Genomic DNA, 25,986 nt, shown 5'->3' on the forward strand with positions numbered 1-25,986 from the left:
AGGAGGGCGCCGCATCCTGACGACCAATGGAATATCGCCACCTCGGGCAGAGCGGCCTGATGATCAGTGAAGTCACCTTCGGAAACTGGCTCACCCACGGCGAACTGGTGGATCGGGACCAGGCGGTCGCGTGCATCCGGGCGGCACTCGACGCGGGCATCACCACCTTCGACACCGCCGACGTCTACGCGCGGGGAGCGGCCGAGGAGGTGCTGGGCGCCGCGCTCGACGGGGTGAGACGATCGTCGCTGGTCCTCGCCTCGAAGGTCTGCCTGCCCACCGGCGAGGGACCGAACGATCGTGGCCTGAGCCGCAAGCACGTCGTGGAATCCTGCGAGGCGTCCCTGCGCCGGCTGCGTACCGACTACCTCGACCTGTACCAGGCGCACCGTTTCGACGAGACGACCCCGTTGGAGGAGACGCTGATCGCCTTCGACGACCTGGTACGCCAGGGCAAGGTCCTCTACCTCGGCGTCTCCGAGTGGACGGCCCCGCAGATCGCGTCGGCGCTGGCCATCGCCGGCGAGCTCGGGCTGCGCAGCCGCATCGTCTCCAACCAGCCGCAGTACAACATGTTGTGGCGGGTCGTCGAACCGGAGATCGTCCCGCTGTGCCTGCGCGAGGGCATCGGCCAGCTGGCCTTCCAGCCGCTCGCGCAGGGGGTGCTGACCGGCAAGTACCGGCCGGGCCAGGAGCCGCCGGACGGGTCGCGGGGAACGGCCGGCGGGCGGGCTCCCACCTTCATCAGGAGGGTTCTGGGCACGACGCTCCTCGAACGTGTGCAGGCCCTGCTCCCGCTCGCGGGGGAGTGTGGCCTCTCGGCGGCCCAGCTCGCGATCGCCTGGGTGCTTCGGCAGCCGGGGGTCTCCTCGGTGGTCGCCGGTGCCACCAGGCCCGAACAGGTGACCGAGAACGCCTCGGCGTCCGGCAGGACGATCGACGACGCCGTCCTGAAGCGGGTGGACGAGGTGCTCGGGGACCTCGTCGACCGGGACCCCGCCAAGACCGCGAAAATGATGGCGGTGAAGCCGAGCTGGATGAAGGCCGATGCGGAGAACGACTAACCGCGGGCGTCCGCGTGACCTCACCTCGTGACCTCACCGCGGTTCGCCGAGCCGGGGCGCGGGGGCAGTTCGGAGGCAGCTCGGGGGCAGCTCGGTGTTCGCCGGAAACGCCGGTTACGGACATGACGTTATGAAGACATAACGTCATGTCCGTAACTCATGCGAGATATATCCGCTTATGACAACTTTTCAGCTTGAGGTAAAAGCCACAACTGTGTCCGGCATTTACGTATAATGGCCGGAAGCAGACAAGAGGTATGGGGGCTACCGGATGGCTGTGCGTTTTCATGTTCTCAGGCACGTTGAAATCACCGTGGACAGGCACATGGTCGGCTTGGGGCGCCGCCGGTGCGAGCGGTTCACGTTCATGTCGCCGCGCGTCCAGGAAGGGCACGCCACAGGGCGGCCGCGCGCGATCAATCGGGAGGATCGCCGCTCGAAGGGCGGTCACATCCCGCTCGTACGGACCTTGACCGGGAGCACAGGGCGGGATCCGGCCTTCGGCTGAAGCGGCCGCGCTCGCCGGAGTGGTGTGACCTGAGCCGCGCCGGAGCGCGCCCGCGATGGTCTCCCCGGGACCGTACGCGCTGTCAGAGGGCTCGCAGCGGGTCCCGTCCCGTCGCCCATGGGGCGAAGGCGGTTCACGACCTCTTTCTGGTCCCCTTTCCGGGCCTTCCCATCGGGTGCGAGACCGGTGAGATCCGCGATTCACGTTTCCGGCCGAGCTACCGGCCACCCGTTCCGAGCGCGGCGGCACAGTTCCGCCCTGATCGAGGTGGCGCTTCGTCGAGACGTCGTACGCGCCTGTCATCGACCGACACCTCACGTTCCCGATCCGTGCGCGACCGTCTTCCGTGACGGCATGCACGGCGGAGAAGACGACATTCCCATGAAGAGGCTGACGTCCCTTTCCCACCCGCGAAGGAAAACACATGTCGCCTAACACCCTCCCGGAGGGCGAGGTACAGTTCCACGTTCTCGGGGATCTGGCGGTTACCGTGAACGGCGTCGAAGTGCCGATGCCGGCCCAGAAACCGCGAAAGTTGTTGAGCATACTGCTCAGCAGAGCGGGGCAGTCGGTGCCCGTCGGGATCCTGTCGGATATTTTGTGGACCGAACAGCCCAAGAATCCGCGGAAGGCGATGCAGGTCTACGTGTTCCGCCTCCGGCATGTTCTCGGCCACGACCGGATCCAGCAGCGGGGTGAGGGCTACGCGCTGGTCACGCATCCCGACGAACTCGATGTCCACAGGTTCGAGGCGCTCGCCAAACAGGCGCTGAACGCCATGCTCTCCTCCGACATAAAGGATTTGGCGCGCTGTTCGGCGGAGGCGCTCGACATGTGGCGCGGCAGGCCGTACGCGGACCTGGCGGAGAGCGCCGTCGCGGACCACGAGGTCAGCCGGCTGGAGGAACTGCGAACCTCACTGCTGGAGCTTCGTATCGGCGCGGACATCGGCCTCGGGAACCACTTCGAGACCATACCCGAGCTGCGCGGCCTGATCATGCGTTTCCCGTTCCACGAACGATTCCGCACCCTGCTGATGCTCGCCCTCTACCGGACCGGTCGCCAAGGGGAGGCGCTGGAGGTGTTCCAGGAGACCATCGTGCTGCTCGACCGGGAGCTGGGAATCCTGCCGGGTCAGGAAATGAGCACGATGCACACGCGAATTCTGCAGTCCGACCCGTTCCTGATGTCCGTCGACGCCGTACTGGAATGTCTGGGAGAGGTCGGCCTGAAGGCCGCGCATCGGTGAACCAGGGGCCGGTGCCGTTGACAAGGGGTGCGGAGGGCTGGACGCGCCGCGATCCGGCGCGGTGCGCCGACCTGGCCGTCGCGCCCCGGTTCCGCAGACCTTCGGTGTGCCTTCGGGCGACGGGACACCTACCCCGGCGATAGTTGTGCCTCGTCCCTCGCCCCGTATCGTCCCCACCAGTGATCCCGACGGTGTGAGGAAGGATCGGCATGAGCGACGACGCGGTGCGACGCGTTTTCCGGACGGTCGACTCGTTCGACCCCGACGAGTTCGTGCGGTTGCTGGCCGAGGACGCCACGTTGGTGTTCGGCAACGCCGAGCCGATGGCGGGACGCGAGGCCATCGCCGCCGGGTTGCGGGACTTCTTCTCCACCATCGGCGGCCTGCGGCACAGGATCGTGCGGAACTGGCAGGTGGACGCCGACATCATCGCCGAGACCGAGGTGACCTACCGGCGGCTCGACGGCACGGACGTCGGCGTCGTGGCCGTATCGATCTGGCGCACCCGCGACGACGGCCTGATCTCCGACTACCGCATATTCGTCGACCTCGCCCCCCTCCAGGCGGGCGGGGGCGCCGTCGAGCCCGCGTCCACGGGCGCGGCGCCCACCTTCGCCCACGGGGGCGCCCAGGGGTGAGCCGCCGCTTACGCGACCGGACGCCGCCCCCGGAGATCAGTACATCGAGATCTGATCCACCATGACGACCGACCTGCGGTGATCTTCTAGAAGGTGTTCCGAGCCGGGCTTTCGGCGTTCACTGGTTCCCATCGTTTCGTGCTGCTTCTCGTGCCCATGTGCCCTGGGCGTGCCCGATGCTCCTGGACCTGTAGGGCCTCCACCGGCGAGTCCGGCCGTGGGCGAAACCCACTCGCTTTCCCCGGCGTCCGATGCCTTCGTACGCCGGTCCGGCAGTCGGCTGGTCATGTCCTGGAATCCGGCCCGGGCAAGAAGAGTTCGCAATCGTTTCGTCACCCAGTGGATCACTGAAACAGGCCGTCCAGGTTTACAGTGCGTCCAGTCAAGGGGGCACAATGAAGTTCGGGATACTAGGTCCGCTGACGGTGTGGCGAGAGGGTGAGCAGCTCGATCTCGGCACGCCTAAGGCGCGGGTGCTGTTAGCGGTTCTGCTGTGCCAAGCGGGTAATCCTGTTTCGGAAGATCAACTGGCCGCGGCACTGTGGGGGAACACCCCTCCGAAGAGCGCCACCAAGAACATGCAGACCTACGTTCACCGGCTCCGGCGGCACCTGGGCGACCCGGCTCGCGTCGTGCGGCACAGCTCCGGATATCTGGTGCCGGTGGTCCGGGACGAGCTGGATGCGGCGAGGTTCGAGAACCTGGCCGGCTCAGGGCAGGCTGTGGAGGCCGCCGGTGAGCCGGAGGAAGCGACCCGCCACCTGCACGAGGCGCTGAATCTCTGGCGCGGGCCCGCGTTCGTCGGCATGACCGATGTCCCGATGCTGGCCGCGGAGGCCGCGCGGCTGGACGAGGTCCGCCTGTCGGTCCTGCAGTCGCGGATCGCCGTGGACCTGAGGCTGGGACGCCACGCCGGGCTGTTGGGCGAGCTGACCGCACTCACCAACGAGTACCCACTGCGGGAGCGGCTGCGCGCGCAGCTGATGTTGGCGCTGTACCGCTGTGGCCGGCGGGCGGACGCGCTCGCCGAATACACGCGCGCCCGCAAGACCCTGATCGAGGAGACCGGTCTGGACCCGGCCGAAGAGCTGCACGACATGCATCAGCGAATCCTCACTCAGGACCCCTCGCTCGACCTTGTTCCTCGCGTCATGGCGACGATCACGGGCTCCCCTGTGGGGCCGGGCCCGTACAGGCCGGCCTACCGTGACACTGCTGCGCGCCTGTCGGATGAACTGGGTATCGAGCCGAGCGAGCACATGCGTGCCCTGTCCGCCGACCGTCCCGTCCATGCCACGGCCCCGACGCCTGAACCTCGGGCGGCCCCCACCCCCGCCGAGTTGCCGCTGGACATCGCGGATTTCACGGGCAGGGATGGCGAGGTGGCAGACCTCACCGAGGTCCTCACCAAGCCGCGGCCGGGTACCGTCGCCATGGCCAGCATCGCGGGTCTGGGGGGCCTGGGCAAGACCACGCTCGCCGTGCACGTCGCGCACCGGATCGCGGGTCGCTTTCCCGACGGCCAGCTCTATGCGGACCTGCGTGGTGCCTCCGCCGACCCCGCCCGCCCAGAGGACGTGCTCAGCCGGTTCCTGTTCGCACTGGGCATCAGCGCCACCGGCATACCCGAATCCCTGGAGGAACGCGTGGCGTTCTACCGGAGCTGCCTGGCCGGACGCAGAATTCTCATCCTGCTCGACGATGTCGCCGGAGAGGAGCAGGTGCGGCCGCTCCTGCCCGGGGCCCCCGGCACGGCCGTGCTCCTTACCGGACGTGTCCGGCTGGTCGGTCTCGAGGGCACGAGCCTGCTGGAACTCGATGTCCTGCCGTCGGCCCAGGCCTTGGACCTACTGAGAAGAATCGTCGGCGACGAACGCGTCCAGGACGACCCGGACGCGGCTCTGGAGATCACCCGGCTGTGCGGCCGGGTCCCGCTGGCGGTCCGCATCTCGGCGGCCAGGCTTCTCGGTAGAAGGCAGTGGAGTCTGTCCCACCTCGCCGGTGTCCTCGGGGAGGAACGGCACCGGCTGGACGAACTTGTGGCGGGCGACCTCGACATCCGCGTGGGATTCGAGATGAGCTACCGGATGCTTCCCGCGGGTGCGCAGCGGGCCTTCCGGTTAGCCGGACTGCTCGACGCGCCCGATTTCGCTCCCTGGGTGGTGGCGGCCCTCTTGGACGTGCCGGTACGGCAGGCGGAACACGAGATCGAAACCCTGATCGACGCTCATCTGCTGAACCCCACCGGGACGGACGAGACGGGCATGCTCAGGTATCGGTTCCACGACCTGATCCGGTTGTACGCGCGTGAGCGGGCGCAGCGAGAGGATTCCGAACCCGAGCGCCAGGCCGCGCTCGGGCGGGCCCTGGGCGCGTGGCTGGCGCTGGCGGAGGTCGCGGCGGAACACGTCCAGGGCCCCTGCTACGCACCCATGCACAGCTGTGCGCCGCGCTGGCGGCTGCCTGCGGCGGTCTCCGGTCCGCTGCTGGCCGACCCGATGGCCTGGTTCGGCGCGGAGCACGCCGCGCTGATGGCGGGGGTCGCCCAAGCGTGCGAGGCGCGCCTGACCCGACTCGCATGGGACCTCGCGGGGTCCACCGAGACGTACCTCAACGTGCGCGGCTTGTATGACGGCTGGCAGCGCATGCACGAGCAGGCGCTCGCCCTCTGCCGCGAGACCGGCGACAAGCGCGGCGAGGCCGTGCTGATGCGCGGCCTCCTGGAGGTCACCACCTGGAGCTCACCGGCGGGCCCCGGACCGGCGATGACACGGATGCGGGCCGGCGCTTCACAGCTCCTCGACCTGTTCACCATGCTGGACGATCCGGTCGGAACGGCCGATGCCTTGGCGACCCTGGCCTGGAGCATGACGGCCGATGGGAACGGTGGTGCACAAGCGCTCGCCCTGGCGGAGCGCGCTCTGCGGACGGCCGCCGACGCGGACTACCTCGGCGGCCAGGCGCGGGCCTATCACGTGATGGCGATCATCCATGGCGAGGACGACCCTCAAGGGGCGCTCACGGTCTTGGAGCAGGCGACGAAGGTCGCCGAGGCGCTCGGCAACGCTCACTACACCACGACGATCACCCAGTTCCTCGGCGCGGCGAAATCGTTCTGCGGTGACATCACGGGCGGCCAGGAACTGCTGGAAAGCTCCTTGAGAATGGCACGGCGGTTGCACTACCGCTATCTGGAGACGTTCTCGCTGCTCTACCTCTCGAAGCTGTTCGCCGCGGTCGGGGACGAGCGGGCCAGGGCGACCGCCGAACTGACGCTGGCCCACAGCGAGGACGGCAACTTCGGCCATTATCTCGCCGACGCGCTCAGCGTTCTTGGACAGTTGAACCTGGCCGAAGGAGACCTGCCCGCCGCCATCGCCACTCTCGAACGCTCGGTCCGGGTGTGGCGAACCCGCGGCTCGATCCCCTACCTGGCGCGGACGCTCCGTGCCCTCGGCGACGCCCACGGTGCCGCCGGCGACCATCACACGGCCAGGGCCGTCTGGGAGGAGGCCCGTGAACTATTCCACGGGATCTCGCACGAGAATGGCGTGAGAACGCTGGACTCCCGGCTCGTGTGAAGGGCGGCCAGGCTCTCGGCGACATGTCGCCGTGGATGACCGCCATCAGACGGCGGCGGTCATAGAGGGCCAGGTGCCGCCTGCCGGTTCTTGGGATTGCTTCGTATCGATCGTCCCGCCGTCGTCCCCTTTTTACGGGCTCCGGCGGCGTACTGGTGGGCGCGGGCGATGGTGGAATCGATGCTGACGGTCCACTCGACCTGACCGATCGAGTCGTCCTTGACCTGCGTCTCCTCCAGCAACCGGGCCCCCGTGCCGTCTCATGCTCGTCGTGCGGCCATTGGGCGATCAGATGGCTGAGGAACCGCGCGCCTGTCTCCCCCCGCGCGTGAGGCGGTCGCGCCGGCCCGCCACATCAACTATCCGCTGCACCTGGCGGATGCACTGGAGCATCCGGCAAGCCTTCAGGGCGTGACCGACGCGCACACCGAAGGCAGGCCGTTCGATAAGGAGCCTCCAAGGTCCGCAGCGTCATCAGGTGAGGACGCTGCACCCGTTCAGCCAAGCAAAGCCGGGTGGCCAGGCGCATGAGGAGCAGCAGGTCGTCGCGCTCTGGACGACCGGCTCGACGCCGGCCGCGGGCGGGCCGCTGATCGAGCCGGCCGGGAGCACCGGAGGGCCGGCGCTCTCCGGTGCTCTGACCATGCTGCTCCCGATCGCGGCTCTCGCCGTACTCGGAAAAGGTCGGGCTGAGGAGGCTCAGCGCTTCGCGAGGTTGTACTGGATGGTGTACTGCCGCGCTCCGCAGCAGCCAGGGTGGCTCGGGTTGGGAGTCCGGATCCAGAGCTGCCCGAAGTTGCTGCCGCCGCGCACTTTGACCGTTCTCATGACCGAATACGCCTTGGAGCCGCCGTCGCAGATTTTGCCGTATCTACCCCGCTGGGCCTCCCAGTTGTTCGCGTTCGCGAAGTAAAGGTCCGGAAAGATGCACCCGCCCTTGGGGAAGCCGTTCTCGCGGATCACGATGGACCGCAGCTGCGCGGACTTGGAGGACTTGTAGGCCCAGGTGGTGGTCACCTTGATCGGGTAATTCCGGCCACGGTGGTCCTTGATCGCGACATAGGTGATCACGGACTGGACCGGCTTGACTCGCTTGACGTAGCTGATTTTTTGGTTGGGTGCGGCGTGTGCGGCGGGTGCCACGAGCAGCCCGGCTCCGAGGGCGGCGGTGAGAGCCACTCCGATCGTGGGAAGCCGGAATCGCGTAAGGGGTCGCACTGGTTCTCCTTCACCATGCAAGGCGTTTCTGGACAAACGATCATCTGACCGGTCGGCAGGTACTTTCGAGAAGCGTGGTCAGGCCGAAGGGTGAGCGTCGAGCCGGGTGAAGATGGAGCCGGCTGGCTGCGCGGGCGCTGAGCACGTGGCCCTCGCACATCCGCATTTCGGCGCTGCCCCGATAACGACGTCAGCCGAAACGCCGAGAACGGACACGACGCCTGCGATCCTCTTCTGCTTGCTGGTCGCTACAATTCCCTTCCCTTCAAGCGTTTTTCGAGTTTTGCGCCGACCGAAATCTATACGACCTTGGTATATTCAGAGAATATGGTCGGCATACGGGCGCTGGATCCTGCCGGGTCCTGCGCGCCAGGTGATGACGGTGCGGACATGGTCGGGCCCGTGCCTGGATCGACCAGTGGAACCTGATCTCGGCTGAACCCGCGCCCGGTCCTGCAACAGGCTCAAGCGGGCCACTGCGAGCCGGCGACCTGGAAGGTGACCGATCGTTTCTTTCCGAACCCGTGACGGTCGTGCCTCCCGACGTCAAGATGGTTCGGATCAAGACCCATGCTCACACCGGCACCGGATTTCATGAATGCTCCAACACGTATGCGTTCCGACACCCGGCAGACGTGCGGGCGGTGGGCTACTTCAGGAACCACGCTCGGACGAGGGTAACGCTAATCAAGATCAAAGCGTTCTATACGAATGGCTTCGACGGGAATGCGCTGATCGCCCCGGCCATCAATAACAGCAATGGCTCTTTCCGTAAGGATTGAATAACCAATGGTTATGCGCCTCGATGATGAGGTGATTTCAGAGAAATAATTCGGGCAGTTGCGGATATCCGGTACGCCGCCCGTGGCGTTTCGGGCCTTTCGGGAGAACTCGCCGAAGGCCGGAGAGAAAGACGCGGAGCCTCCGGTGGATGAGTTCTCATCACAAGAAGCCGCAGCGGTGCGGCTTTGGACGAGGGAAGGATCGCCTGCCGCAAGTGCCTGGGCCCGGGACCGATGGATCCGGCGAGGGCGTCGTCCGGCTCGGGAACCGCTGGGTGACCGGGTGGTGCCGGATGCGAAAAGCCGGCCTCCAATCTGTCTTCGTTGGTCGCCCCCCTGCCGCGCCGGGTGACCTACGGGCGCAACCGGGCCACCTCCCATCCGTCACTCGATCAACTGGTCGGACTCAGGACCTGCTCGTCCAGGGGAACCCGTCCTGCGCGTCCGTGCAGGACTCCGCCGCCCTACGCTCTATCGCGCGCCAACCGAAGATCATGAAGCGGGAAGTCCGCGAAGTGTCCTGAGAGGACCTTGCGACAAGATCACCGCAGGGCAGAAGTCTGGTGGTTCAGTACATCGAGATGTGCGGATGGTCGAAGTGGTTGGCCGTGATGCCGCCTCGGTTCGACATGAACCTCCAGCCGGAGCCGTGGTTGATGCGCTGGCGCCAGATCACGTACTTCACGCCGAGTTTGGCCTTGTTCTTGATGGCCCAGGCGGCGATCTCGTCGCCGAGCGCGAGGTTGGCGGCCGTGGGCATCGCGCCACCGGCGCTCATCATGAAGTCGCAGGCGCGGCCCAGAGGATGCTCGCCGCCGTCGTTGACGGCCCGGTAGCAGCCGACCGAGTACGGCAGGTTGAAGCGCCTCATGACGGCGTCGCGCATGATCCGGGTGCGGTCGGTGATGTTGTCGGGGCCGGTGGGCAGTTGCGGCGCCCAGCTGCCGTCGGCGCGACGGCCGGAACCGGTGGGGGCGAGCCGGTCGAGCTTGTTCTTCATGTCGCGGATCAGCTTCTCGGCCTTCTCTCGCTGCGCCTGCACCTCCTTGGCCTCGTCGCCGATCTCGTCGGTGAGCCTGGCGGCCGTCTCGGCCGCCCGCTTCCTGCGGTCGATGCTGTTGACGAAGCCCTCCAGGTGGGCGGCCTGCTGGGCGGTGAGCTGCTCCATCACCGCGGCGGCGCCCATGTCGCCGGAGAACATCAGCGCGGGCAGCCCTCCGCCGCTGCTCTGGTAGCGCAACTGGACGATGGAGTCGACCTCCCGCTTGGCCTCGACGTAGGTCTTCTCGGCCTTTTCCAGGTTCTGCTTGGCGACGATCTCGGCCTTCTGCGCCATCTTGAGCGACTCGCGGGTGGCCGCGTAGGTCTCGATCAGCTTGTCGACCTGCTTGCCGAGCTTGGCCAGCTCGGCGCGGAGCTTGGCCTCGGTGGGCTTGGGGTCCGCGCTTCCGGCGGTGGGGGCGCCGATGGTGAACACGACGATCGAGCTCAGGCAGAGGGCCAGAGACGCACGCCGACGGAACGTGGGGGACGGGGCCGCCACGCACTCTCCTCTCCTTACGCCTACCGGGTTAGCTGACGGGTTCGGGCTGGAGGAAGCCCTTCCACCGAAGTGGTTTCACCCCAGGTGCGGTGGTTCCCCGGCTCCCGGGCAAGGTGCCCGGGATTAGGCAAATCAGCGTTTACAGCCGATGTGGGAAGGATAGTAGTGGTAAACAGCAGGTCATGCGACCTCAAGACGAGACCAAGTGGTAATCAGTTCGTGACAACAGAGCGCAGCAGTTGTGCTGTCGCCTCGGGCGACACGTCGTTCACGAAGGCGCCCATCGCCGACTCCGACCCGGCGAGGTATTTCAGCTTGTCCGGCGCGCGGCGGATGCTGAACAGCTCCATGTGCGCGTACGACAGATCGCGGCCGGTGGAGACCGGTGCCTGGTGCCAGGCCGCGACGTACGGCATGGGCACGCCGAAGATCCCGTCGAGGCGGCGGAGCACGTCGGTGTAGAGGGGGCCGAACGCCGCGCGTTCCCCGGCGTCCAGCGCGACCAGGTCGGGGACCCTGCGGTGCGGGTAGAGGTGGACCTCCACGGGCCAGCGCGCCGCGGCGGGGACGAAGGCCGTCCAGTGCTCGTTCGAGCCCACCACCCGGATCTCGGCCGCACGCTCCGCGGCCAGGACGTCGGCGAACAGGTTGCCGCCCGTCCGCTCCCTGTGGCGCTCGGCCGCCCCGAGGGTGAGCCTGGTGCGCGGGGTCACGTAGGGGTACGCGTAGATCTGGCCGTGCGGGTGGGCCAGGGTGATGCCGATCTCCGCCCCCCGGTTCTCGAAGCAGAAGACCTGCTCCACGCCGGGCGTCGCCGACAGCTCCGCCGTACGGTCGACCCAGGCCTCCATGACCAGTTCGACCCGCTCGGGGGAGAGCCGCGAGAACGCGGAGTCGTGCTCGGAGGTGAAGCAGACCACCTCGCACCTGCCGACCCCCGGACGGACCTCGCTCAACCCTCCGATCGGCCGGTGGTCGCCCGGCTGGGCGGAGAACGAGGGGAACCGGTTCTCGAAGACCACCACCTCGTAGTCGGAGGAGGGGACCTCGGTGAGATTGCCCGGAGTCGAGGGACAGAGCGGGCACTCGTTAACGGGGGGAAGGAAGGTGCGGCCCTGGCGGTGCCCGGCCACCGCGATCCACTCCTCGGTGAGCGGGTCGTAGCGCAGCTCGGAGGCGGCGGGACGGGGCGGCAGGTCGCGCCGGTCGGGTGCCGTGCGGTCGGCGTCGTCGCGCCGGTCGAAGTAGAAAAGCTCCCGGCCGTCGGCCAGGTGGGTGATCGTACGCTTCATCGGCCGGCGATCTCGCTCTCGCGCTGGGGGTCGGTGATGATCATCTCGCCCACCGAGGCGGCGAGCTCCTCGCGGGCCTTCTCGGTCATGCCGGAGTCGGTGACCACGATGTGGGCCTCGGCCAGCTCGGCGATCGTGCTGATGCCGACCGTGCCCCACTTGGTGTGGTCGGCGAGCACCACCAGGCGGTGCGCGGAGGCGACCAGTTCGCGGTTGGTCTCGGCCTCGAGCAGGTTGGGGGTGGTGAACCCGGCGCGGGTGCTCATACCGTGCACGCCGAGGAAGAGGGTGTCGACGTGCAGGCCGCGGATCGCCGAGACCGCGACCGGACCGACCAGCGCGTCGGAGGGGGTGCGGACCCCGCCGGTCAGCACGACCGTCTGGTCGGCCCTGGGGGAGCGGTGGAAGACGTCGGCGACCCGGATCGAGTTGGTGATCACGGTCAGCTCGGGCACGTCGACGAGATGGTGGGCGAGCGTCCAGGTCGTGGTGCCCGCGGAGAGCGCGACGGCGGTGGCCGGCCGGACGAGCCGGGCGGCGTGCCGGGCGATCGTCTCCTTCTCCGCCTGCTGGCGCACCGACTTGGCGGCGAAACCCGGCTCTTCGGTCGAGCCCGGCCCGGCGGCGGTGGCGCCACCGTGGACCTTCTCCACCAGGCCGCGCTCGGAGAGCACCTCGAGGTCGCGCCGGATCGTCATGTCGGACACGCCGAGCTCCCGGACGAGATCGGCGACCCTGACCCCGCCGCTGCCGCGCACCCTTTCCAGGATCGCCTGCTGTCGCTGCTGGGCGAGCATCGCCTCACTCCCCTTAATCCATCAGATTCCACCAAAATACCACGACCAGGTGGGGGAGGTTGTTGGATTGTGGTGGCCGGCCGCTCACAGTCGATCAAGCTCCGCCGCGATGTTCGCCCTTGCCGCCCCCTCCAGATCGGCGACATGGAAGATCACCGGAAGATCGAGCAGCGAGCGCAGCACCGCGGCCCTTCCCGCCCTGAACACGTCGTCGGGGACGAAGCCGTACTCCTCGCGCACGGCCGCCGCGTAGGCGGCGTAGACGTCGGGGGAGGAGCCCAGGATCGCCAGGTCCGCGTCGGACAGCACGGCCCCGTCCGCGTCGCCGGACGCGGGTGCGTGCGTGACGGTCATCCTGACCAGCCGGGCGACCGTCGCCACATCCTCCGCGGGCACCCCCAGCTCCGGCAGCGCGCGCTCGGCCAGCCTCGCGCTCCGCTCCTCGTTGTCCGCGCGCCGCGGGTCGTAGACGGCGTCGTGGAACCAGGCCGCCATCCGTACCAGGTCCGGGCGCCCCGCGTGGTCGGCGAGGGCGTCGACATGGGTGAGCACCGCCTCCAGATGGGCGGTCGTGTGATACCTGCGGTGCGGCTCGTCGTACCGGGTGATCAGTTCGCGGCCGAGGGGGTCGGCCCCCGCGCCGGCGAGGGATCGCCAGCGGGCCATCAGCTTCTCGCTCATGTGACGGAGCCTAGAGTCCGGTGACGGAGCCAGGAGTCCGGCCTGACGGGTGAGGAGCCCGGTCACGCGTCCATCCAACGGGTGGGGAACGTCAAGACGGGGGAAACGCCGGGGAAATACGGTCCGCCGGAGCCGGACGGATCGCCGTCCAGGCCTTGTGCGACGGACATTCCAGGAGGAATGTGAAGGTCTGGGCGAGTGAGATCGAGTCCCGTACGGATACGGAGGAACCTCGGCGAAGGGGTGGTCGGCATGGGCAGACGAGCACGCAAGGCCAGGGCGCGCAAGAAGCGCAGGGCCAACCACGGCCGGCGGCCGGCGGCGGGCTGACGGCACGCGCTCCGATGGTCAGGCGCGGCGGCCCCAGGAGGCGAGCAGCAGGGTCTGCGGGTCGGTGCCCGAGTGAGGCTGCGGGTGCTCCCCGGTGGCCGCGGCCTGCCGGTAGCCGGGCTCGGCGTCGCTGAACCAGGTGGCGCAGGCCTCGACCAACTCGGGATCGAGACGCTCGTCGGCACCGATGGCGCGGGCCAGGTCCCACGTGTGGATGAGCGCGTCGGCGAACAGTTCGGTGATGTACTCCCGGCCGGACACGTCGCCGAACGGCAGGTGGACGAGGCGGCCGAGGGCGTGAACGCCTGTCGCCGCCTGGATGGCGGGTACGGCCGAGGTGTCGAAGGCCTTGATGGGATCGTCGCCCAGCAGGTCTCCGTCGAAGGCGTCGCCGACGTCCGCGGAGGTCCCCCCGGCCAGCAGCACGGGAGCCCACAGGTTCTCGCCGACCACGTGGTTGACGAGAGCACGCACGTCCCAGTCGACGCACGGGGTCGGGTTCTCCCACTGCTCGGGGCCGATCCGGTGGACAAGAGCGCCGAAGTCGTCCAGTGCGCGGTGGTAAGCCTCGGGTACGTCGATGGTCATCATGCCCCTCCCGATGCCCTCCCGGGTCTCCTCCCGGCTCTCATCTTGACCGTAACCCCTGAACAGCCAGTAGTCATCGCGTCAACGGACATGACCGGCATGCCGGAGGTGCCCAAGGAATTCCGTAGGGTGCACACCTGACCGGGGGACTTCATTCCACGGTCAGATCGACGTCAGCAGTAAGTCACGATATTTTGCGAAACTTCATCTCATGCGCACCATGACTTTCACCAGGGCGACCGCCGCGGCGGTCACCGGCCTGCTCCTCCTGCCCCTCTCCGCGGTTTCGGCCACCGCCGAATCCGGCCACCGGGGCATCACGCTGACCTTCCTCGGCCGTCACACCGCCGGAACCGCCGGGGCCTCGGAGATCACCGCGTACGATGCCTCCACCCGCAGGGTCTTCGTGGTGAACGCGCAGGCCGGTACCGTCGACGTGCTCGACATCCGCGACCCGCGCAAGCCGCGCAAGGTCGCCACCCTGGCCACCCCCGGAGCCAACAGCGTCGCGGTGCGCCGCGGCCTGGTCGCCGTGGCCCAGCAGGCCGCGGTCAAGACCGACCCGGGCACCGTCGCCTTCTTCGACGCCGCGAGCGGGAAGAAGCTCAGGCAGGTGACCGTGGGTGCGCTGCCCGACATGCTGACCTTCACTCCGGACGGGACCCGGGTGGTCGTGGCCAACGAGGGCGAGCCGTCCTCCTACTGCGAGGGCGAGGCGGCCGACCCCGAAGGTTCGGTGAGCGTCGTCGACCTGCGCCGCTGGACGGTGCGGACCGCGGGGTTCGCGAAGTTCGACGCCGAGCGGCTGCGGGCCCGGGGAGTGCGGATCACCGGCCCCGGCGCCACCGCGGCCCAGGATCTGGAGCCGGAGTACGTCACCGTCGACGGCGACACCGCTTATGTGACCCTTCAGGAGAACAACGCGCTCGCGATCGTCGACCTGAACCGGGTCGTGGTTCGCGACGTCGTCCCGCTGGGGCTGAAGGACTGGTCGAAGAGCGGGTTCGACGCGTCGGACAGGGACGGGAAGATCGACGTCAGGCCCCGGCCGGTGAAGGGCATGTACCAGCCCGACGCGATCGCGCACTTCCGCGACCGTGGGCGGACCTACCTGGTCACCGCCAACGAGGGCGACGGGCGCGAGTGGGGCTGCCACGCCGACGAGGTCAGGGTCAAGTCGCTGAACCTCGCGCTGCCCGACGCGGAGAACCTCAAGAAGGACGCCGAGCTCGGCCGCCTGAACGTGGCCGTCGACTCGCCCAGGGACGCGAACGGCGCCTACACCGAACTGCACGCGTTCGGCGCCCGCTCGATCTCGGTCAGGTCCACCTCGGGAGCGCTCGTCTGGGACTCCGGCGACCAGTTGGAGCGGCTCGTCGCCAGGGAACTGCCCGGCGCCTTCAACGCCGACAACGAGGAGAACGACTCCTTCGACAGCCGCAGCGACAACAAGGGCCCCGAGCCCGAGGGGATCACGGTCGGTGAGGTGCGTGGCCGGACCTACGCCTTCGCCGGGCTGGAGCGGGTCGGTGGGATCGTCGCCTACGACCTGGGCGACCCGCGCGCCCCGCGTCTGGCGGGCTACGTCAACACCCGTGACTTCACCGGCTCGGTCGAGGACGGCACCGCCGGGGACGTCGGTCCCGAGGGCGTGCTGTTCATCCCCGCCTCCGACAGTCCCACCCGCCACCCGCTCCTGGTGGTCGGCAACGAGGTCAGCGGCACCACCGCCCTCTACGAGATCCGCTGAGGGCTCGCCGGGCCCCGTTCCGGCACCGCGAGGCCCCGTCCGTCGCAGGATCATTCGATCGTGTCGCCGTCACCGGCGTCCGTGGTCAAGACGGCTATGGCAGCCTCTGCTCGATCCAGACGATCTTGCCCTTCGGGGTGAGGCGTGATCCCCAGCGGTGGGCGAGCCAGTTGATGAGGTGCAGGCCGCGGCCGGTGTCGCTGGTGGTGGACGCCTCCCGCATGACCGGCTCGGACACCGATCCGTCGGACACCTCGCAGACCAGGGTGGGCCCGCGCAGCAGACGCAGCTCGACCTCGCCCCGGCCGTGCTCGACCGCGTTGGCGACCAGCTCGCTCACCATGAGCTCGGTGTTGTCACTGAGCGAGGACAGTCCCCACTCGTCGAGCGTGGCCCGGACGAAACGGCGGGCCTGGGAGGCGGAGCGGGGGTCGGAGGGCAGTGACCTCTCCGCGAAGTCCTTCTCCGTCAGCTCCGACACCCTGGCGAGCAGGAGGGCGATGTCGTCCCGCTCGTGTCCGGGCCGCTGTGCCCTGATCGTGAGGTCGCAGACCTCCTCCAGGTCGTGGTCGGGGCCGGAGAGCAGACCGCGCAACGCGTTGATGCCCTCCTCGATGTCCCGGTTGCGGCTCTCCACCAGGCCGTCGGTGTAGAAGGCGAGCACGGTCCCGCCGGGAAGCGTGAACTCCCGCATCTCGGCGGGCTCGTTGCCGATGCCCAGGGGGAGCCCCGGCGGCAGCTCCAGCAGTTCGGTCTCGCCGTCGGGCTGTACCAGGATCGGCGGCACGTGTCCCGCACAGGCGATCGCGCACCGCCGCGTGACGGGATCGTAGGTGGCGTACACACACGTGGCGATCTGGCTGGCGTCCAGGTCCTGGCTCATCAGGTTGAGCCGGAACAGCACGTCGGCCGGGCTCAGGTCCAGGCTGGCCAGCGTGCGCGCGGCCGTGCGGAGCTGGCCCATGGTGGCGGCCGCCCTGATGCCGTGCCCCATCACGTCGCCGACGACGAGGGCGACCCGGCAGCCGGGCAGCGGGATCACGTCGTACCAGTCGCCGCCCACCCCGACCAGGTCGCTGGCCGGCAGATAACGGGAGGCGATCGTCAGGCCCAGAGGCTGGGAGAGGTCGACGGGCAGCAGGCTGCTCTGCAGGGTCAGCGCGGTGCGGCGCTCGCGGTTGTAGAGGCGCGCGTTGTCGAGGCAGACCCCGGTCCTGGCCGCCAGTTCCTCGGCCAGGTTGACGTCCTGCTCGTCGAAGGGCTGGCTGGTGGGCCTGCGGGTGAAGATGACGAAACCCAGCACCCGGCCACGCGCCTTCAGCGGCACCACCAGGAACGAGCTGTCCTCCAGCACCTTCGACACCGAGTCACGCTTCCAGAACCGCCCGATCTCCTCGGCGGTCCTACGCCCCAGGCGCGGATAGAGGATCGGGTTGCCGGTCGCCATGCACCGGGCGTAGGGGGTCCAGGCCTCGTAGACGGCGACCTCGTCCACGGGAAACGCCCTGGCGTACTCGCCGGGAGAGGGGTCGGCCACGCCGACCGCGATCCGCCGCACCAGCGCCGAGCCGTCGGTGGTCTCCTGGGGAAACTCTCCCTCGGTCACCAGCCGGTCCTGTACGAGGATGCCCGCCGCGTCCGCGAAGCGCGGCACGGCGACGTCCATCAACTCCCTGCCGGTCTCGAACACGTCCAGTGTGCTGCCGATGCGTTTGCTGGCGGCGTTGAGCAGGGACAGCTGCTCGTGCATGGACGCGGGACTGCCCATCCTGAACCCTGGCGTGGCTGGATTTTTTGTGACAAAACGGGACTTCACTCGCTCCACCGGGGTGCGGGAACCGGCGTCCACCAGGTTTCCAGTTCGAGGTCTTCTGCGATGGCGTTGGCGCCGTTGTATCCGGGGGCCGCGGAGACCGAGCCGCCCGGGTGACTGCTGGCGCCGCAGAGGTAGAGGCCGTCGACGGGGGTGCGATACTGGCCCATCTCGGGGACGGGGCGGTTGCCGCCCAGCTGGGACGGCTCGTAGGCCCCCACGTGATGACTGCCGCGCACCATGTTGACGCAGTGCCGCTCGATATCGAGTGGTGAGAAGACCCGTTTGCCCAGGACGGCGCCCCCCGCGAGGTTGGGAGCGTATTCGGCCCACTCGGTGAGCAGTCGCTCCCCGACCTCCTCGCGCCGCAGGTCCCAGTTGGCCGGGTCGCCGCCGAGGTCGTACGGGGCCCACGGCCACCAGAACGCCACGTGCTTGCCGGCGGGAGCGTACGAGGGATCGAACAGCGAGGGGCACGCGCCGTTGCCTGCCAGCCGCTCGGGCAATTCCCCCCGGTGGATCTGGTCGAAGGTACGGCCGAGTTGCTCGCTGTCGTCGGCGCCGAGCACCACGAGGAAGGCCCGGTCCACGTCGGGCTCGAACTCGGCGGCCCGGTAGCGCGGCGCCTCGTCGAGCGCGAGGTGAAGGGTGACGAGGCTGTGCGCGGCCCACTTGTAGCCCTCGACCCTGGCCGTGATCTCCGCGCCGAAGTTCTCCGGACCGGCGAGCCGCACGGTCTGGGGGGCGTCCACCGCGCTGGCCACGAACCTGCGGGCGGTGAGCACGTCGCCGGTGGCGAGCCGCACCCCGGTGGCCCGCCCGTCGTCGACCAGGATCCGCTCGGCGTGGGCGCCGGTCACCACGGTACCGCCGTGCTCCTCGATGACGGCGCGCAGCGCGCTCGCGACGTTGGCCGCGCCTCCCACCGGCACCCCGAGCCTGGCGATGCGCGACAGCAGCCGGGGGAAGAAGCCGCCGGTGCCGGGAACGTTCTCGATGGAGATCGCGTGCAGGAAGGATTTGAACAGCACCCTGACCTGGTCGCTCTCGAAGTTTCTGTCGACGGCCTCGTACAGCGAGAGCGGCATGTAGCTCATCATGTCGCGTCCCAGGTCGCCCTTGATCCGCTCGGCGAGCACCGGCGGCGGCAGTGGCCTGGAGTACAGGAAGCCGTTCATCAGCTCCCTGGCCGCCTCGGCGTAGCGCTCGTACAACTCCAGCCAGCGCGCGGCGTCGGCCGTGGAGAAGCGGGCGAAGGACTCGGCGGTGCGCTTGGGGTCGGTGTAGACCGTGATCGCCCGGCCGTCCCTGAAGACCGTGGCGTGCTGGGTCTCGGGGTAGATGTAACGCAGGCCGTAGCGCTGAAGCTCCAGGTCCGCGGGGACCGGGCCCTCCTCCAGGAAGTGGTAGCTGCTGTGAGTGTTGTGCCGGAACCCCGGGAGGGTGAGCTCCTGGGTGCTGCAACCGCCACCCGCGACGTCGTTGCGCTCGACGACCGCGACCGACAACCCCGCCTTCGCGAGGTAGGCGGCGCACGTGAGGCCGTTGTGACCTCCGCCCACGATGACGCCGTCGAACTCCGACACTTTCCCTCCAGGGGCAGTCTGACTTCTGGTTATGGAGGATTGTAAAGAATGATCTACATGCGAACCTCGTGTTTAACAGAGATTCATAGATATTTCCATACGAACTAGGACTTGTCGGTGTTGAGGTGGCGGAGCAGGCGTGCCAGTTGCTCCCCGTAGCGCTCCCCGAACTCCTCCGACGCCGGATCGTCCCCGCAGATCGCGCGGACCAGCTGCGGGAATATCGCTCCGGCGTCGGCCGCGGCGAAGAGCATCAGGAGCAGGTACGCGGGGTCCAGGTCGGCGGGGAACTCCCCCTCCGCCTGCCGCCTGCGCAGGTCCTCGACGTTGTCCCGCATGTCCCTGAGCAGCGCGGAGTCCTCCTCGCCGTCGTCCTGCAGTCCACCCCAGATGAGGATCCTGGCGAGGTCGCGGTCACGCACGGTCGCGGTGACGTAGCCGCGTACCAGTTCGGGCAGCGTCGGCGGCGGCGACGTCCCGGCGAAGGTGCTCTCCTTGCCCTGCCAATCCGCCGTGAGCGCCTTGAGTAACCCTTCCTTCCCGCCGAAATAGTAAGAGATGAGCTGTTTGTTCACTCCGGCTCTGGCAGCTATCTCACTCACCCTCGTTCCGGCGAATCCCTTGGCGGAGAACTCGGCCTTGGCCGCCTCGACGATGCGCCTCTTGGTGCGCTCGGGATCACGCCTGCGCTCCACGGGGGCGCGGCGAGAGGGCTTGTCCATGCCTCACGGTAACACCGGCCAACCATCGGGATGAATCTATCAACCTTTTGGTTGATAGATTCATCCCGATGGTTGATAGTGATGCCATGACGAACATGAGAGTCGCCGTCGTCGGAGGCGGGATCGGCGGTCTCTGCCTGGCGCAGGGGCTGCACGGCGCGGGGATCGACGTGACGGTCTACGAGCGCGACCGCACCCCCTCCGACCGGCTCCAGGGCTACCGTGTCCACATCGACCCCGATGGCTCCCGGGCCCTGCGCGACTGCCTGCCCCCCGAGTTGTGGGAGGCGTTCCTGGCCACCTCCGGTCGCGGTGCACAGGACTTCCGCTTTCTCAGCCACCGGATGAGACCGCTGCTGACCCTGGAAAGTCCGTCCGTGACCGATCCGGTGGACGCCCACCACTCGGTCAGCAGGATCACCCTGCGGCAGATCCTGCTCTCCGGCCTCGAAGGGCCCAGCGGTGTCGTCCGGTTCGGCAAGACCTTCGAGAGCTACACCCGTGACCCCGAAGGCACCGTCACCCTGCGCTTCGCCGACGGCACCGCCGAGACCGCCGACATCGTGATCGCCGCCGACGGCGGAAACTCCCGCGTCAGACGCCAGTACCTGCCGCACGCCCGCCGCGTCGACACCGGCATCGTCACGATCGCGGGCAAGTTCCCGCTCACCGCCGCCACGCGCCCTCTGATCGACCCGGGCCTGTACGAGGCCATCAACATGGTCATTCCACCGAGGGGCCTCGGCATGTTCGCCGCGCCGCACGACCTCGCGGGCGCCGGGAACGCCGGGAACGCCGGAAGTACGGTCCTACCGCCGGGGATCGGCAGGACCGAACGGGAGGGTGCCCTGTTCGACAACACCGGCGGCTACGTCATGTGGGCCTTCGGCGCCGCGACCGGTCGCTTCCCCCGCGACCTCGCCACGATGGACGGTGGGCGGCTGAGGGACATCGTGACCCGGATGACCGAGGGCTGGCACCCGGACCTCCGCACACTGGTCACCGCCTCCGACCCCGACACCGTCTCGCTGCTGCCGATCCGCACCTCGGTGCCGATCGGCCCCTGGCCCGCCACGAACATCACCCTGCTCGGAGACGCGATCCACAGCATGACCCCGATGCGGGGGATCGGCGCCAACATCGCCTTACGCGACGCCCGGTCGCTTCGCGACGCTCTCACCGGTGGCGGCGACCCCGTCGCGGCCATCGCCGTCTACGAGGCGAGGATGCGCGAGTACGGCTTCGCCGCCGTGCGCGACTCCCTCAAGGCGGCCCATCGGTTCGTGGACGAGAACCCGGTGGCCCGGGCCGGCCTGAGGACCTTCCTGCGCGCCGCCGGGCACCTCACGGCCCTGAGACGCAAAGCCTCCCTGTGAGATCTGGCGCCTTACCCGTCACGTCGGACTCAGAGCTTCGACCATGTCGCGGGCCGGTCGGCGAACGGTCTCCATTCCTCCGGAGATCATTCCCGTTCTGCGAGCACACTTCGACGAGTTCGCGGAGCCGGGGAGGGCGGCCTTGTCTCCGTCGGTCCCAAGGGGGCGCTCCCGCTCCCGCGGGATCCGGAGGAAGGTACAGACCGAGGTGGGTCTTCCGGCGTTCCACTTCCATGATCTCCGGCACGTCGGTAACACCTTGGCATCGGACAGCGGGGGGGAGCCGCGAAGAGCTGATGACCGGAATGGGACACTTCTCCACTCGGGCGGCGCTCGTCTACCAGCACGCGAGCAAGGACCTGACCAGGCCATCGCTCGGGCGCCGGGGAAGGAATTCAAGAAAGCCCGCGAAAACGGGTCCAGAAAACCATCGGGCACGCAGCGGGCACGGAAGTTCCTGAAGTTTTGGCGAAACGTGAAAGGCCAGGTCGCCGCGTATGGGCTGACCTGGCCTTTCATCATCTGAGCGGACGACGGGAATCGAACCCGCGTAGCCAGTTTGGAAGACTGGGGCTCTACCATTGAGCTACGTCCGCGCGAGCCGGCGTCAGTCTGGTCTAGACTTCATCCGTTCGTCAGGGCGTAAGCGTACCGGAGTTCCGGAGCGTGCGCGCACTCGACCTACGGGGTGTGGCGCAGTTTGGTAGCGCACCTGCTTTGGGAGCAGGGGGCCGCAGGTTCAAATCCTGTCACCCCGACACGTGCCGGGCATCGGTTTCGACCGGTGCCCGGTTCTTCGTTCCGGAGGGCGAGTGGCTCTTCGCGGCGCGCGTGGGACGGACGGGTCACGCGCGTGGGACGGGCGGGTCAAGGGTGCCCGCGGAGAAACGTGGAAATGATCCCGCTGTGGGGAGAATGTCAGGAGTGAGGGCTGAAGAAGGCCCAGACGGCCTTGCCGCCGCAGTTGAGGTGATCCCAGCCCCAGCCCTGGCTGTAGGTCTCCACGATGTAGAGGCCCCGGCCGTTCTCCGAGACGAAGTCGGGCTCCTTGGGCGTCGGCACCTCGTTGCTCGGGTCCGTCACGGCCAGGAGCACGTGGGGAGAGAGGTGCACCAGGACGAGCGTGATCGGGTTGATCTCGGTCCGGCCGGGCGGGCACAGCGCGTAACGGACCGCGTTGGTGACGAGTTCCGAAACCACTAGCGCTGCGTCATCGCTGAGTTCCGCCAGCCCCCAGTCGTGGAATGTGGAACGTGTCACGTCCCTGGCGGTCTTCACCGAGTCGGCCTGATTGGGCAGGGGACACGCGGTGGCGCCGGAGTGGTTGGCCTCCAGTAGCTCGTCAAAGCCCACCTGGCGGGTCGCCTGCAGGTAGTCGGCAGCCGATTTTGGCTCCTCCACCATCCTGCCGGTACCTCCCGCTGTCATCGTGAGTCTCCGTACTACTTGAGAGTTTTCAGAGCTTGTGCACCATAAGCCCAATATGCACTAGGCCATCATGGGTCACCGACACGTCCGCTGCAAGACCCAAATGCACGTGCAGTTGCAATGTGCAGCCGCATGGGCGGTTAGGACGTCGACTTGGCGAATTGGGCAGGGAGTTGAGACCTTGTCATAGCGGCCGGAAGTAGTGACACTGTGTGCGCTGGCCCAAGTACAGAGGGAGGCGAAGTGACGCAGGTTCAACCGGGATCGGGTCCCACAGCTCTGCGTATCCTTTTAGGCTCCCAACTGCGTCGCCTGCGTGAGGCCAAGGGGCTGTCGCGCGAGGAGGCGGGCCATCTGATCCGCGGATCCGAGTCCAAGATCAGCAGGATGGAACTCGGCAGGGTCGGCCTGAGGGAACGCGACGTGGCGGACCTGCTCACCTTCTACGGGGTGGAGGACGAGCAAGCCCGGTCGGCGGTGATGGATCTGCTGCTCAGAGCCAACGAGCCCGGCTGGTGGCACCGGTTCAACGACCTGCTGCCCTCATGGTTCCAGACGTACGTCGGCCTTGAGGAGGCGGCCTCCCGGATCCGTACCTACGAGGTGCAGTTCGTGCCGGGCCTGCTGCAGACGAAGGAGTACGCCAGGGCGGTCATCACCGCGGGGAGCGCCGGCATCGCGCCCGAGGAGATCGCCCGCCGCATCGATCTGCGCATGCAACGCCAGCAGGTGCTCGGCCGACCCGACGGACCCTTCTTCTGGGCCGTGATCGACGAGGCCGCCCTGCGGCGTCCGATCGGCGGCGCGGACGTCATGCGGGCCCAGCTGGAGCATCTGCTCGACCTCATGCGGCAGCCGAACATCACGATCCAGGTCATGCCCTTCAGCTTCGGAGGTCACAGCGCGGAGGGCGGTGCCTTCAGCGTGCTCCGCTTCAACGACAGCGAACTCCCCGACGTCGTCTACGTCGAACAGCTGGCCAGCGCCCTTTACCTGGACAAGCGTGAGGACGTCGACCGCTACAGCGAGGTCATGGAGCGGTTGTGCGCGGTCAGCACCACGCCCGGTGAGACGAACGACATCCTGCGGCGGATCATCAAGGAGGACTGAGCGGCCATTGGTCGCTCCCTGGTGCCGCTCTGCCCTAGACTGGCCAGCGGCGCTGAACACCCGCCGCTGTGGAGCATGCCCTAATCTCGCGTGTCTCGACGGCTGTGCCAGGTGCCGCTCATGTGGGCGCGGCGCGCGAGCTTGCCGCGGTAGCCGTTAAGTCCTGACGCGCCCGCGATCACTCGAAGCTTGATCAAGGAGACGACCCCGTGAAGACCGCTGTGGAGGAGCTCAGCCCGACCCGGGTAAGGCTTACCGTCGAGGTGCCGTTCGAGGAGCTCGGCGAGAGCCTGCAGGCGGCGTACAAGAAGGTCGCGCAGCAGGTGCGCGTCCCCGGGTTCCGCCCCGGCAAGGTTCCGGCTCGCATCATCGAGCAGCGGTTCGGCCGCGCCGTGGTGCTGGAGGAGACCCTCAACGACGCGGTGCCCAAGCTGTACGGCCAGGCCGTCGACGAGAGCGACATCTTCCCGGTCAGCCAGCCGGAGATCGAGGTCACCAAGATCGAGGACGGCCAGCAGGTCGAGTTCACCGCCGAGGTGGATGTTCGTCCCGGCTTCGAGGTCCCCGACTACCAGGGCATCGAGGTGACCGTCCCGGTCTCCGAGGTCTCCGAGAAGGACATCGAGGAGCAGCTGAACGGCCTGCGTCAGCGTTTCGCCACGCTGACCGGCGTCGAGCGCCCCGCGGCCTCCGGTGACTTCGTCGTCATGGACCTGGCCGCCGCGATCGACGGCGTCAACATCGAGGAGCAGCAGGCCAACGACGTCTCCTACGAGGTCGGCGCCGGCTCGGTGCTGCAGGGGCTGGACGACGCACTGGTCGGCCTGTCCGCGGGTGAGACCAAGGAGTTCACGACCAACCTGGTCGGCGGCGAGAACGCCGGCGAGGAGGCAGTGGTCACCATCACCGTCAAGAGCGTCAAGGAGAAGGTCCTCCCCGAGCTCGACGACGAGTTCGCCCAGCTCGCCAGCGAGTTCGACACTCTCGACGAGCTCAAGGCGAGCATCAGCGAGACGGCCCGCCGCAACAAGCTGATCGACCAGGTCGTCCAGGCTCGCGAGAACGCCCTCGCCGCCCTGCTCGACAAGATTGACATTCCGCTGCCCGAGAGCGCGCTCAAGGCCGAGGTCGACAACCGCAAGCACAACCTTGAGCACCAGATCGCCGAGAGTGGCCTGAGCAGGGAGGCATATTTCCGCCTCTACCAGACCACCGAGGAGGAGCGCTTCGCGGAGTTCGACGAGAGCGCCGCCAAGGCGCTCAAGACGGGCTTCGTCCTCGACAAGATCGTCAAGAGCGAGGACCTCGGTGTCAGCGAGCAGGAGCTGACCAACTTCGTGGTGCGCCGCGCCATGCAGATGAACGTCGCGCCCAACACGCTGGCCCAGCACCTGGCCGACAACGACCAGCTCACGCTGGCCATGGTCGAGATCGTCCGCGACAAGGCCAAGAGCGTCATCGGCGACGCTGCCAAGGTGACCGACGAGGCCGGCAACGAGGTCGACCTCAAGGCCATCTACACCGAGATCAACGGTGAGGAGGTCTCCGAGGAGGCCGACGACACCGAGGTCGAGACCGCCGCCAAGTAGTCTTCGGCCGAGCGGGAGACCGGATTCGTCCGCTGCCTCCGCCGCCCGACGCCCCCGCCGCGCTCCGCGTGGCGGGGGCGTCTTCGTCCCCGGGTGAGGGTGCGCGTGCCGCAGGGCGACGCCTGGAGGTCTCCGGAATCTCCCCGGCCCTTCTCTCTGCCCCCAGAGCTTCGAGGGCTCCTGGGCCCTCTGAGAGCCGTTGAGGGATCTCGTGGCCCCAACCTGTCGCACGCCTTCCTGCGCGTGCCCACCTTCGCCTCTCCGGCGAGCGGCGACACGCCGGGGAGGCTCCGGCCTCTCAGCCCTCGCAGGGATGCACAACAGGGGAGCCGCGGACGTGG

The 25,986-nt window shown here is 68.1% G+C and carries 21 protein-coding genes, 2 tRNA genes and 1 riboswitch; of the genes, 11 read left to right on the plus strand and 12 right to left on the minus strand.

Annotated elements, in window-relative coordinates:
- The first annotated feature begins 26 nt into the window (after nt 1–26).
- From ACFY3V_RS10755 to ACFY3V_RS10770, 4 genes are all read left to right on the plus strand, one after another.
- Entirely contained in the window at nt 27–1,064 is a 1,038-nt protein-coding gene (locus ACFY3V_RS10755; RefSeq protein WP_389772142.1) for an aldo/keto reductase family protein, read from the plus strand.
- A 1,043-nt stretch (nt 1,065–2,107) separates the two neighbouring features.
- The gene (locus ACFY3V_RS10760; protein WP_362900060.1) at nt 2,108–2,821 is read left to right on the plus strand and encodes an AfsR/SARP family transcriptional regulator; all 714 of its coding nucleotides are present in this window, start codon (nt 2,108–2,110) and stop codon (nt 2,819–2,821) included.
- A gap of 209 nt (nt 2,822–3,030) precedes the next feature.
- A complete protein-coding gene (locus ACFY3V_RS10765; RefSeq protein WP_362900062.1) occupies nt 3,031–3,459 on the plus strand; it encodes a nuclear transport factor 2 family protein in 429 nt (142 codons plus the stop codon).
- Nucleotides 3,460–3,854: 395 nt separating this feature from the next.
- Entirely contained in the window at nt 3,855–7,040 is a 3,186-nt protein-coding gene (locus tag ACFY3V_RS10770) for a BTAD domain-containing putative transcriptional regulator (RefSeq protein WP_389772146.1), read from the plus strand.
- Between the two features lie 59 nt (nt 7,041–7,099).
- On the opposite strand, the gene ACFY3V_RS10775 is transcribed toward ACFY3V_RS10770, so the two are convergent.
- Both ACFY3V_RS10775 and ACFY3V_RS10780 read right to left on the minus strand, forming a co-directional pair.
- Entirely contained in the window at nt 7,100–7,282 is a 183-nt protein-coding gene (locus ACFY3V_RS10775; RefSeq protein WP_389772149.1) for a hypothetical protein, read from the minus strand.
- 457 nt (nt 7,283–7,739) lie between these two features.
- A complete protein-coding gene (locus ACFY3V_RS10780) occupies nt 7,740–8,258 on the minus strand; it encodes a hypothetical protein (RefSeq protein ID WP_362900066.1) in 519 nt (172 codons plus the stop codon).
- Between the two features lie 524 nt (nt 8,259–8,782).
- Here ACFY3V_RS10780 and ACFY3V_RS10785 point away from each other — a divergent pair.
- Nucleotides 8,783–9,040: a hypothetical protein gene (locus ACFY3V_RS10785; RefSeq protein ID WP_389772153.1), complete on the plus strand. Its 258-nt coding sequence runs from the start codon at nt 8,783–8,785 to the stop codon at nt 9,038–9,040.
- 568 nt (nt 9,041–9,608) lie between these two features.
- On the opposite strand, the gene ACFY3V_RS10790 is transcribed toward ACFY3V_RS10785, so the two are convergent.
- The 4 genes from ACFY3V_RS10790 to ACFY3V_RS10805 all read right to left on the minus strand — a co-directional run bounded on the left by ACFY3V_RS10790 (nt 9,609) and on the right by ACFY3V_RS10805 (nt 13,353).
- Nucleotides 9,609–10,583 carry a hypothetical protein gene (locus ACFY3V_RS10790; protein WP_362900070.1) on the minus strand — a complete coding sequence of 325 codons (975 nt, stop codon included), beginning with the start codon at nt 10,581–10,583 and terminating at the stop codon, nt 9,609–9,611.
- Nucleotides 10,584–10,586: 3 nt separating this feature from the next.
- A riboswitch (cyclic di-AMP (ydaO/yuaA leader) is annotated at nt 10,587–10,723 on the minus strand.
- Between the two features lie 72 nt (nt 10,724–10,795).
- Nucleotides 10,796–11,875, minus strand: coding sequence for a galactose-1-phosphate uridylyltransferase (gene galT, locus ACFY3V_RS10795; protein WP_389772157.1), 1,080 nt, complete (start codon nt 11,873–11,875; stop codon nt 10,796–10,798).
- A complete protein-coding gene (locus tag ACFY3V_RS10800; RefSeq protein WP_362900074.1) occupies nt 11,872–12,672 on the minus strand; it encodes a DeoR/GlpR family DNA-binding transcription regulator in 801 nt (266 codons plus the stop codon). The genes galT and ACFY3V_RS10800 overlap by 4 nt, the downstream gene beginning before the upstream one ends.
- Nucleotides 12,673–12,756: 84 nt before the next feature.
- Nucleotides 12,757–13,353 (minus strand): metal-dependent phosphohydrolase, encoded by a 597-nt coding sequence (locus ACFY3V_RS10805; RefSeq protein WP_362900076.1) that lies wholly within the window; start codon nt 13,351–13,353, stop codon nt 12,757–12,759.
- A gap of 198 nt (nt 13,354–13,551) precedes the next feature.
- Here ACFY3V_RS10805 and ACFY3V_RS10810 point away from each other — a divergent pair, with 198 nt between their 5' ends.
- Nucleotides 13,552–13,683 (plus strand): hypothetical protein, encoded by a 132-nt coding sequence (locus ACFY3V_RS10810; RefSeq protein WP_350949513.1) that lies wholly within the window; start codon nt 13,552–13,554, stop codon nt 13,681–13,683.
- A gap of 18 nt (nt 13,684–13,701) precedes the next feature.
- Here ACFY3V_RS10810 and ACFY3V_RS10815 read toward each other — a convergent pair whose 3' ends face one another.
- Nucleotides 13,702–14,271, minus strand: coding sequence for a TIGR03086 family metal-binding protein (locus tag ACFY3V_RS10815; protein WP_350949514.1), 570 nt, complete (start codon nt 14,269–14,271; stop codon nt 13,702–13,704).
- Between the two features lie 211 nt (nt 14,272–14,482).
- On the opposite strand from ACFY3V_RS10815, the gene ACFY3V_RS10820 reads away from it, so the two are divergent.
- Nucleotides 14,483–16,021 carry a choice-of-anchor I family protein gene (locus ACFY3V_RS10820; RefSeq protein ID WP_389772164.1) on the plus strand — a complete coding sequence of 513 codons (1,539 nt, stop codon included), beginning with the start codon at nt 14,483–14,485 and terminating at the stop codon, nt 16,019–16,021.
- A gap of 94 nt (nt 16,022–16,115) precedes the next feature.
- Here the strand turns inward: ACFY3V_RS10820 and ACFY3V_RS10825 are convergent, their stop codons facing one another.
- The 3 genes from ACFY3V_RS10825 to ACFY3V_RS10835 form a co-directional block, all read right to left on the minus strand.
- Nucleotides 16,116–17,789: a SpoIIE family protein phosphatase gene (locus ACFY3V_RS10825; protein WP_350949516.1), complete on the minus strand. Its 1,674-nt coding sequence runs from the start codon at nt 17,787–17,789 to the stop codon at nt 16,116–16,118.
- A 44-nt stretch (nt 17,790–17,833) separates the two neighbouring features.
- Nucleotides 17,834–19,420, minus strand: coding sequence for a phytoene desaturase family protein (locus ACFY3V_RS10830; RefSeq protein ID WP_389772167.1), 1,587 nt, complete (start codon nt 19,418–19,420; stop codon nt 17,834–17,836).
- Nucleotides 19,421–19,524: 104 nt separating this feature from the next.
- Complete coding sequence (locus ACFY3V_RS10835) at nt 19,525–20,142, minus strand: TetR family transcriptional regulator (RefSeq protein ID WP_362514978.1); 618 nt, start codon at nt 20,140–20,142, stop codon at nt 19,525–19,527.
- Nucleotides 20,143–20,228: 86 nt separating this feature from the next.
- On the opposite strand from ACFY3V_RS10835, the gene ACFY3V_RS10840 reads away from it, so the two are divergent.
- Nucleotides 20,229–21,518 (plus strand): FAD-dependent oxidoreductase, encoded by a 1,290-nt coding sequence (locus tag ACFY3V_RS10840; protein ID WP_389772170.1) that lies wholly within the window; start codon nt 20,229–20,231, stop codon nt 21,516–21,518.
- A gap of 525 nt (nt 21,519–22,043) precedes the next feature.
- Here the strand turns inward: ACFY3V_RS10840 and ACFY3V_RS10845 are convergent.
- Nucleotides 22,044–22,114: transfer RNA gene (locus ACFY3V_RS10845), tRNA-Gly, on the minus strand.
- Nucleotides 22,115–22,202: 88 nt separating this feature from the next.
- On the opposite strand from ACFY3V_RS10845, the gene ACFY3V_RS10850 reads away from it, so the two are divergent.
- Nucleotides 22,203–22,276, plus strand: a tRNA-Pro gene (locus tag ACFY3V_RS10850).
- Nucleotides 22,277–22,436: 160 nt separating this feature from the next.
- Here ACFY3V_RS10850 and ACFY3V_RS10855 read toward each other — a convergent pair.
- Entirely contained in the window at nt 22,437–22,946 is a 510-nt protein-coding gene (locus tag ACFY3V_RS10855) for an ATP-binding protein (protein ID WP_350949519.1), read from the minus strand.
- A 243-nt stretch (nt 22,947–23,189) separates the two neighbouring features.
- Here ACFY3V_RS10855 and ACFY3V_RS10860 point away from each other — a divergent pair, with 243 nt between their 5' ends.
- Entirely contained in the window at nt 23,190–24,056 is an 867-nt protein-coding gene (locus tag ACFY3V_RS10860; RefSeq protein ID WP_350949520.1) for a helix-turn-helix transcriptional regulator, read from the plus strand.
- A 209-nt stretch (nt 24,057–24,265) separates the two neighbouring features.
- Nucleotides 24,266–25,645, plus strand: a complete 1,380-nt coding sequence (tig, locus tag ACFY3V_RS10865) for a trigger factor (RefSeq protein ID WP_362900085.1) — start codon at nt 24,266–24,268, stop codon at nt 25,643–25,645.
- Nucleotides 25,646–25,986: the final 341 nt, after the last annotated feature.

Source organism: Streptosporangium sp. NPDC000095 (genome assembly GCF_042899335.1).
Taxonomy (GTDB): domain Bacteria; phylum Actinomycetota; class Actinomycetes; order Streptosporangiales; family Streptosporangiaceae; genus Streptosporangium.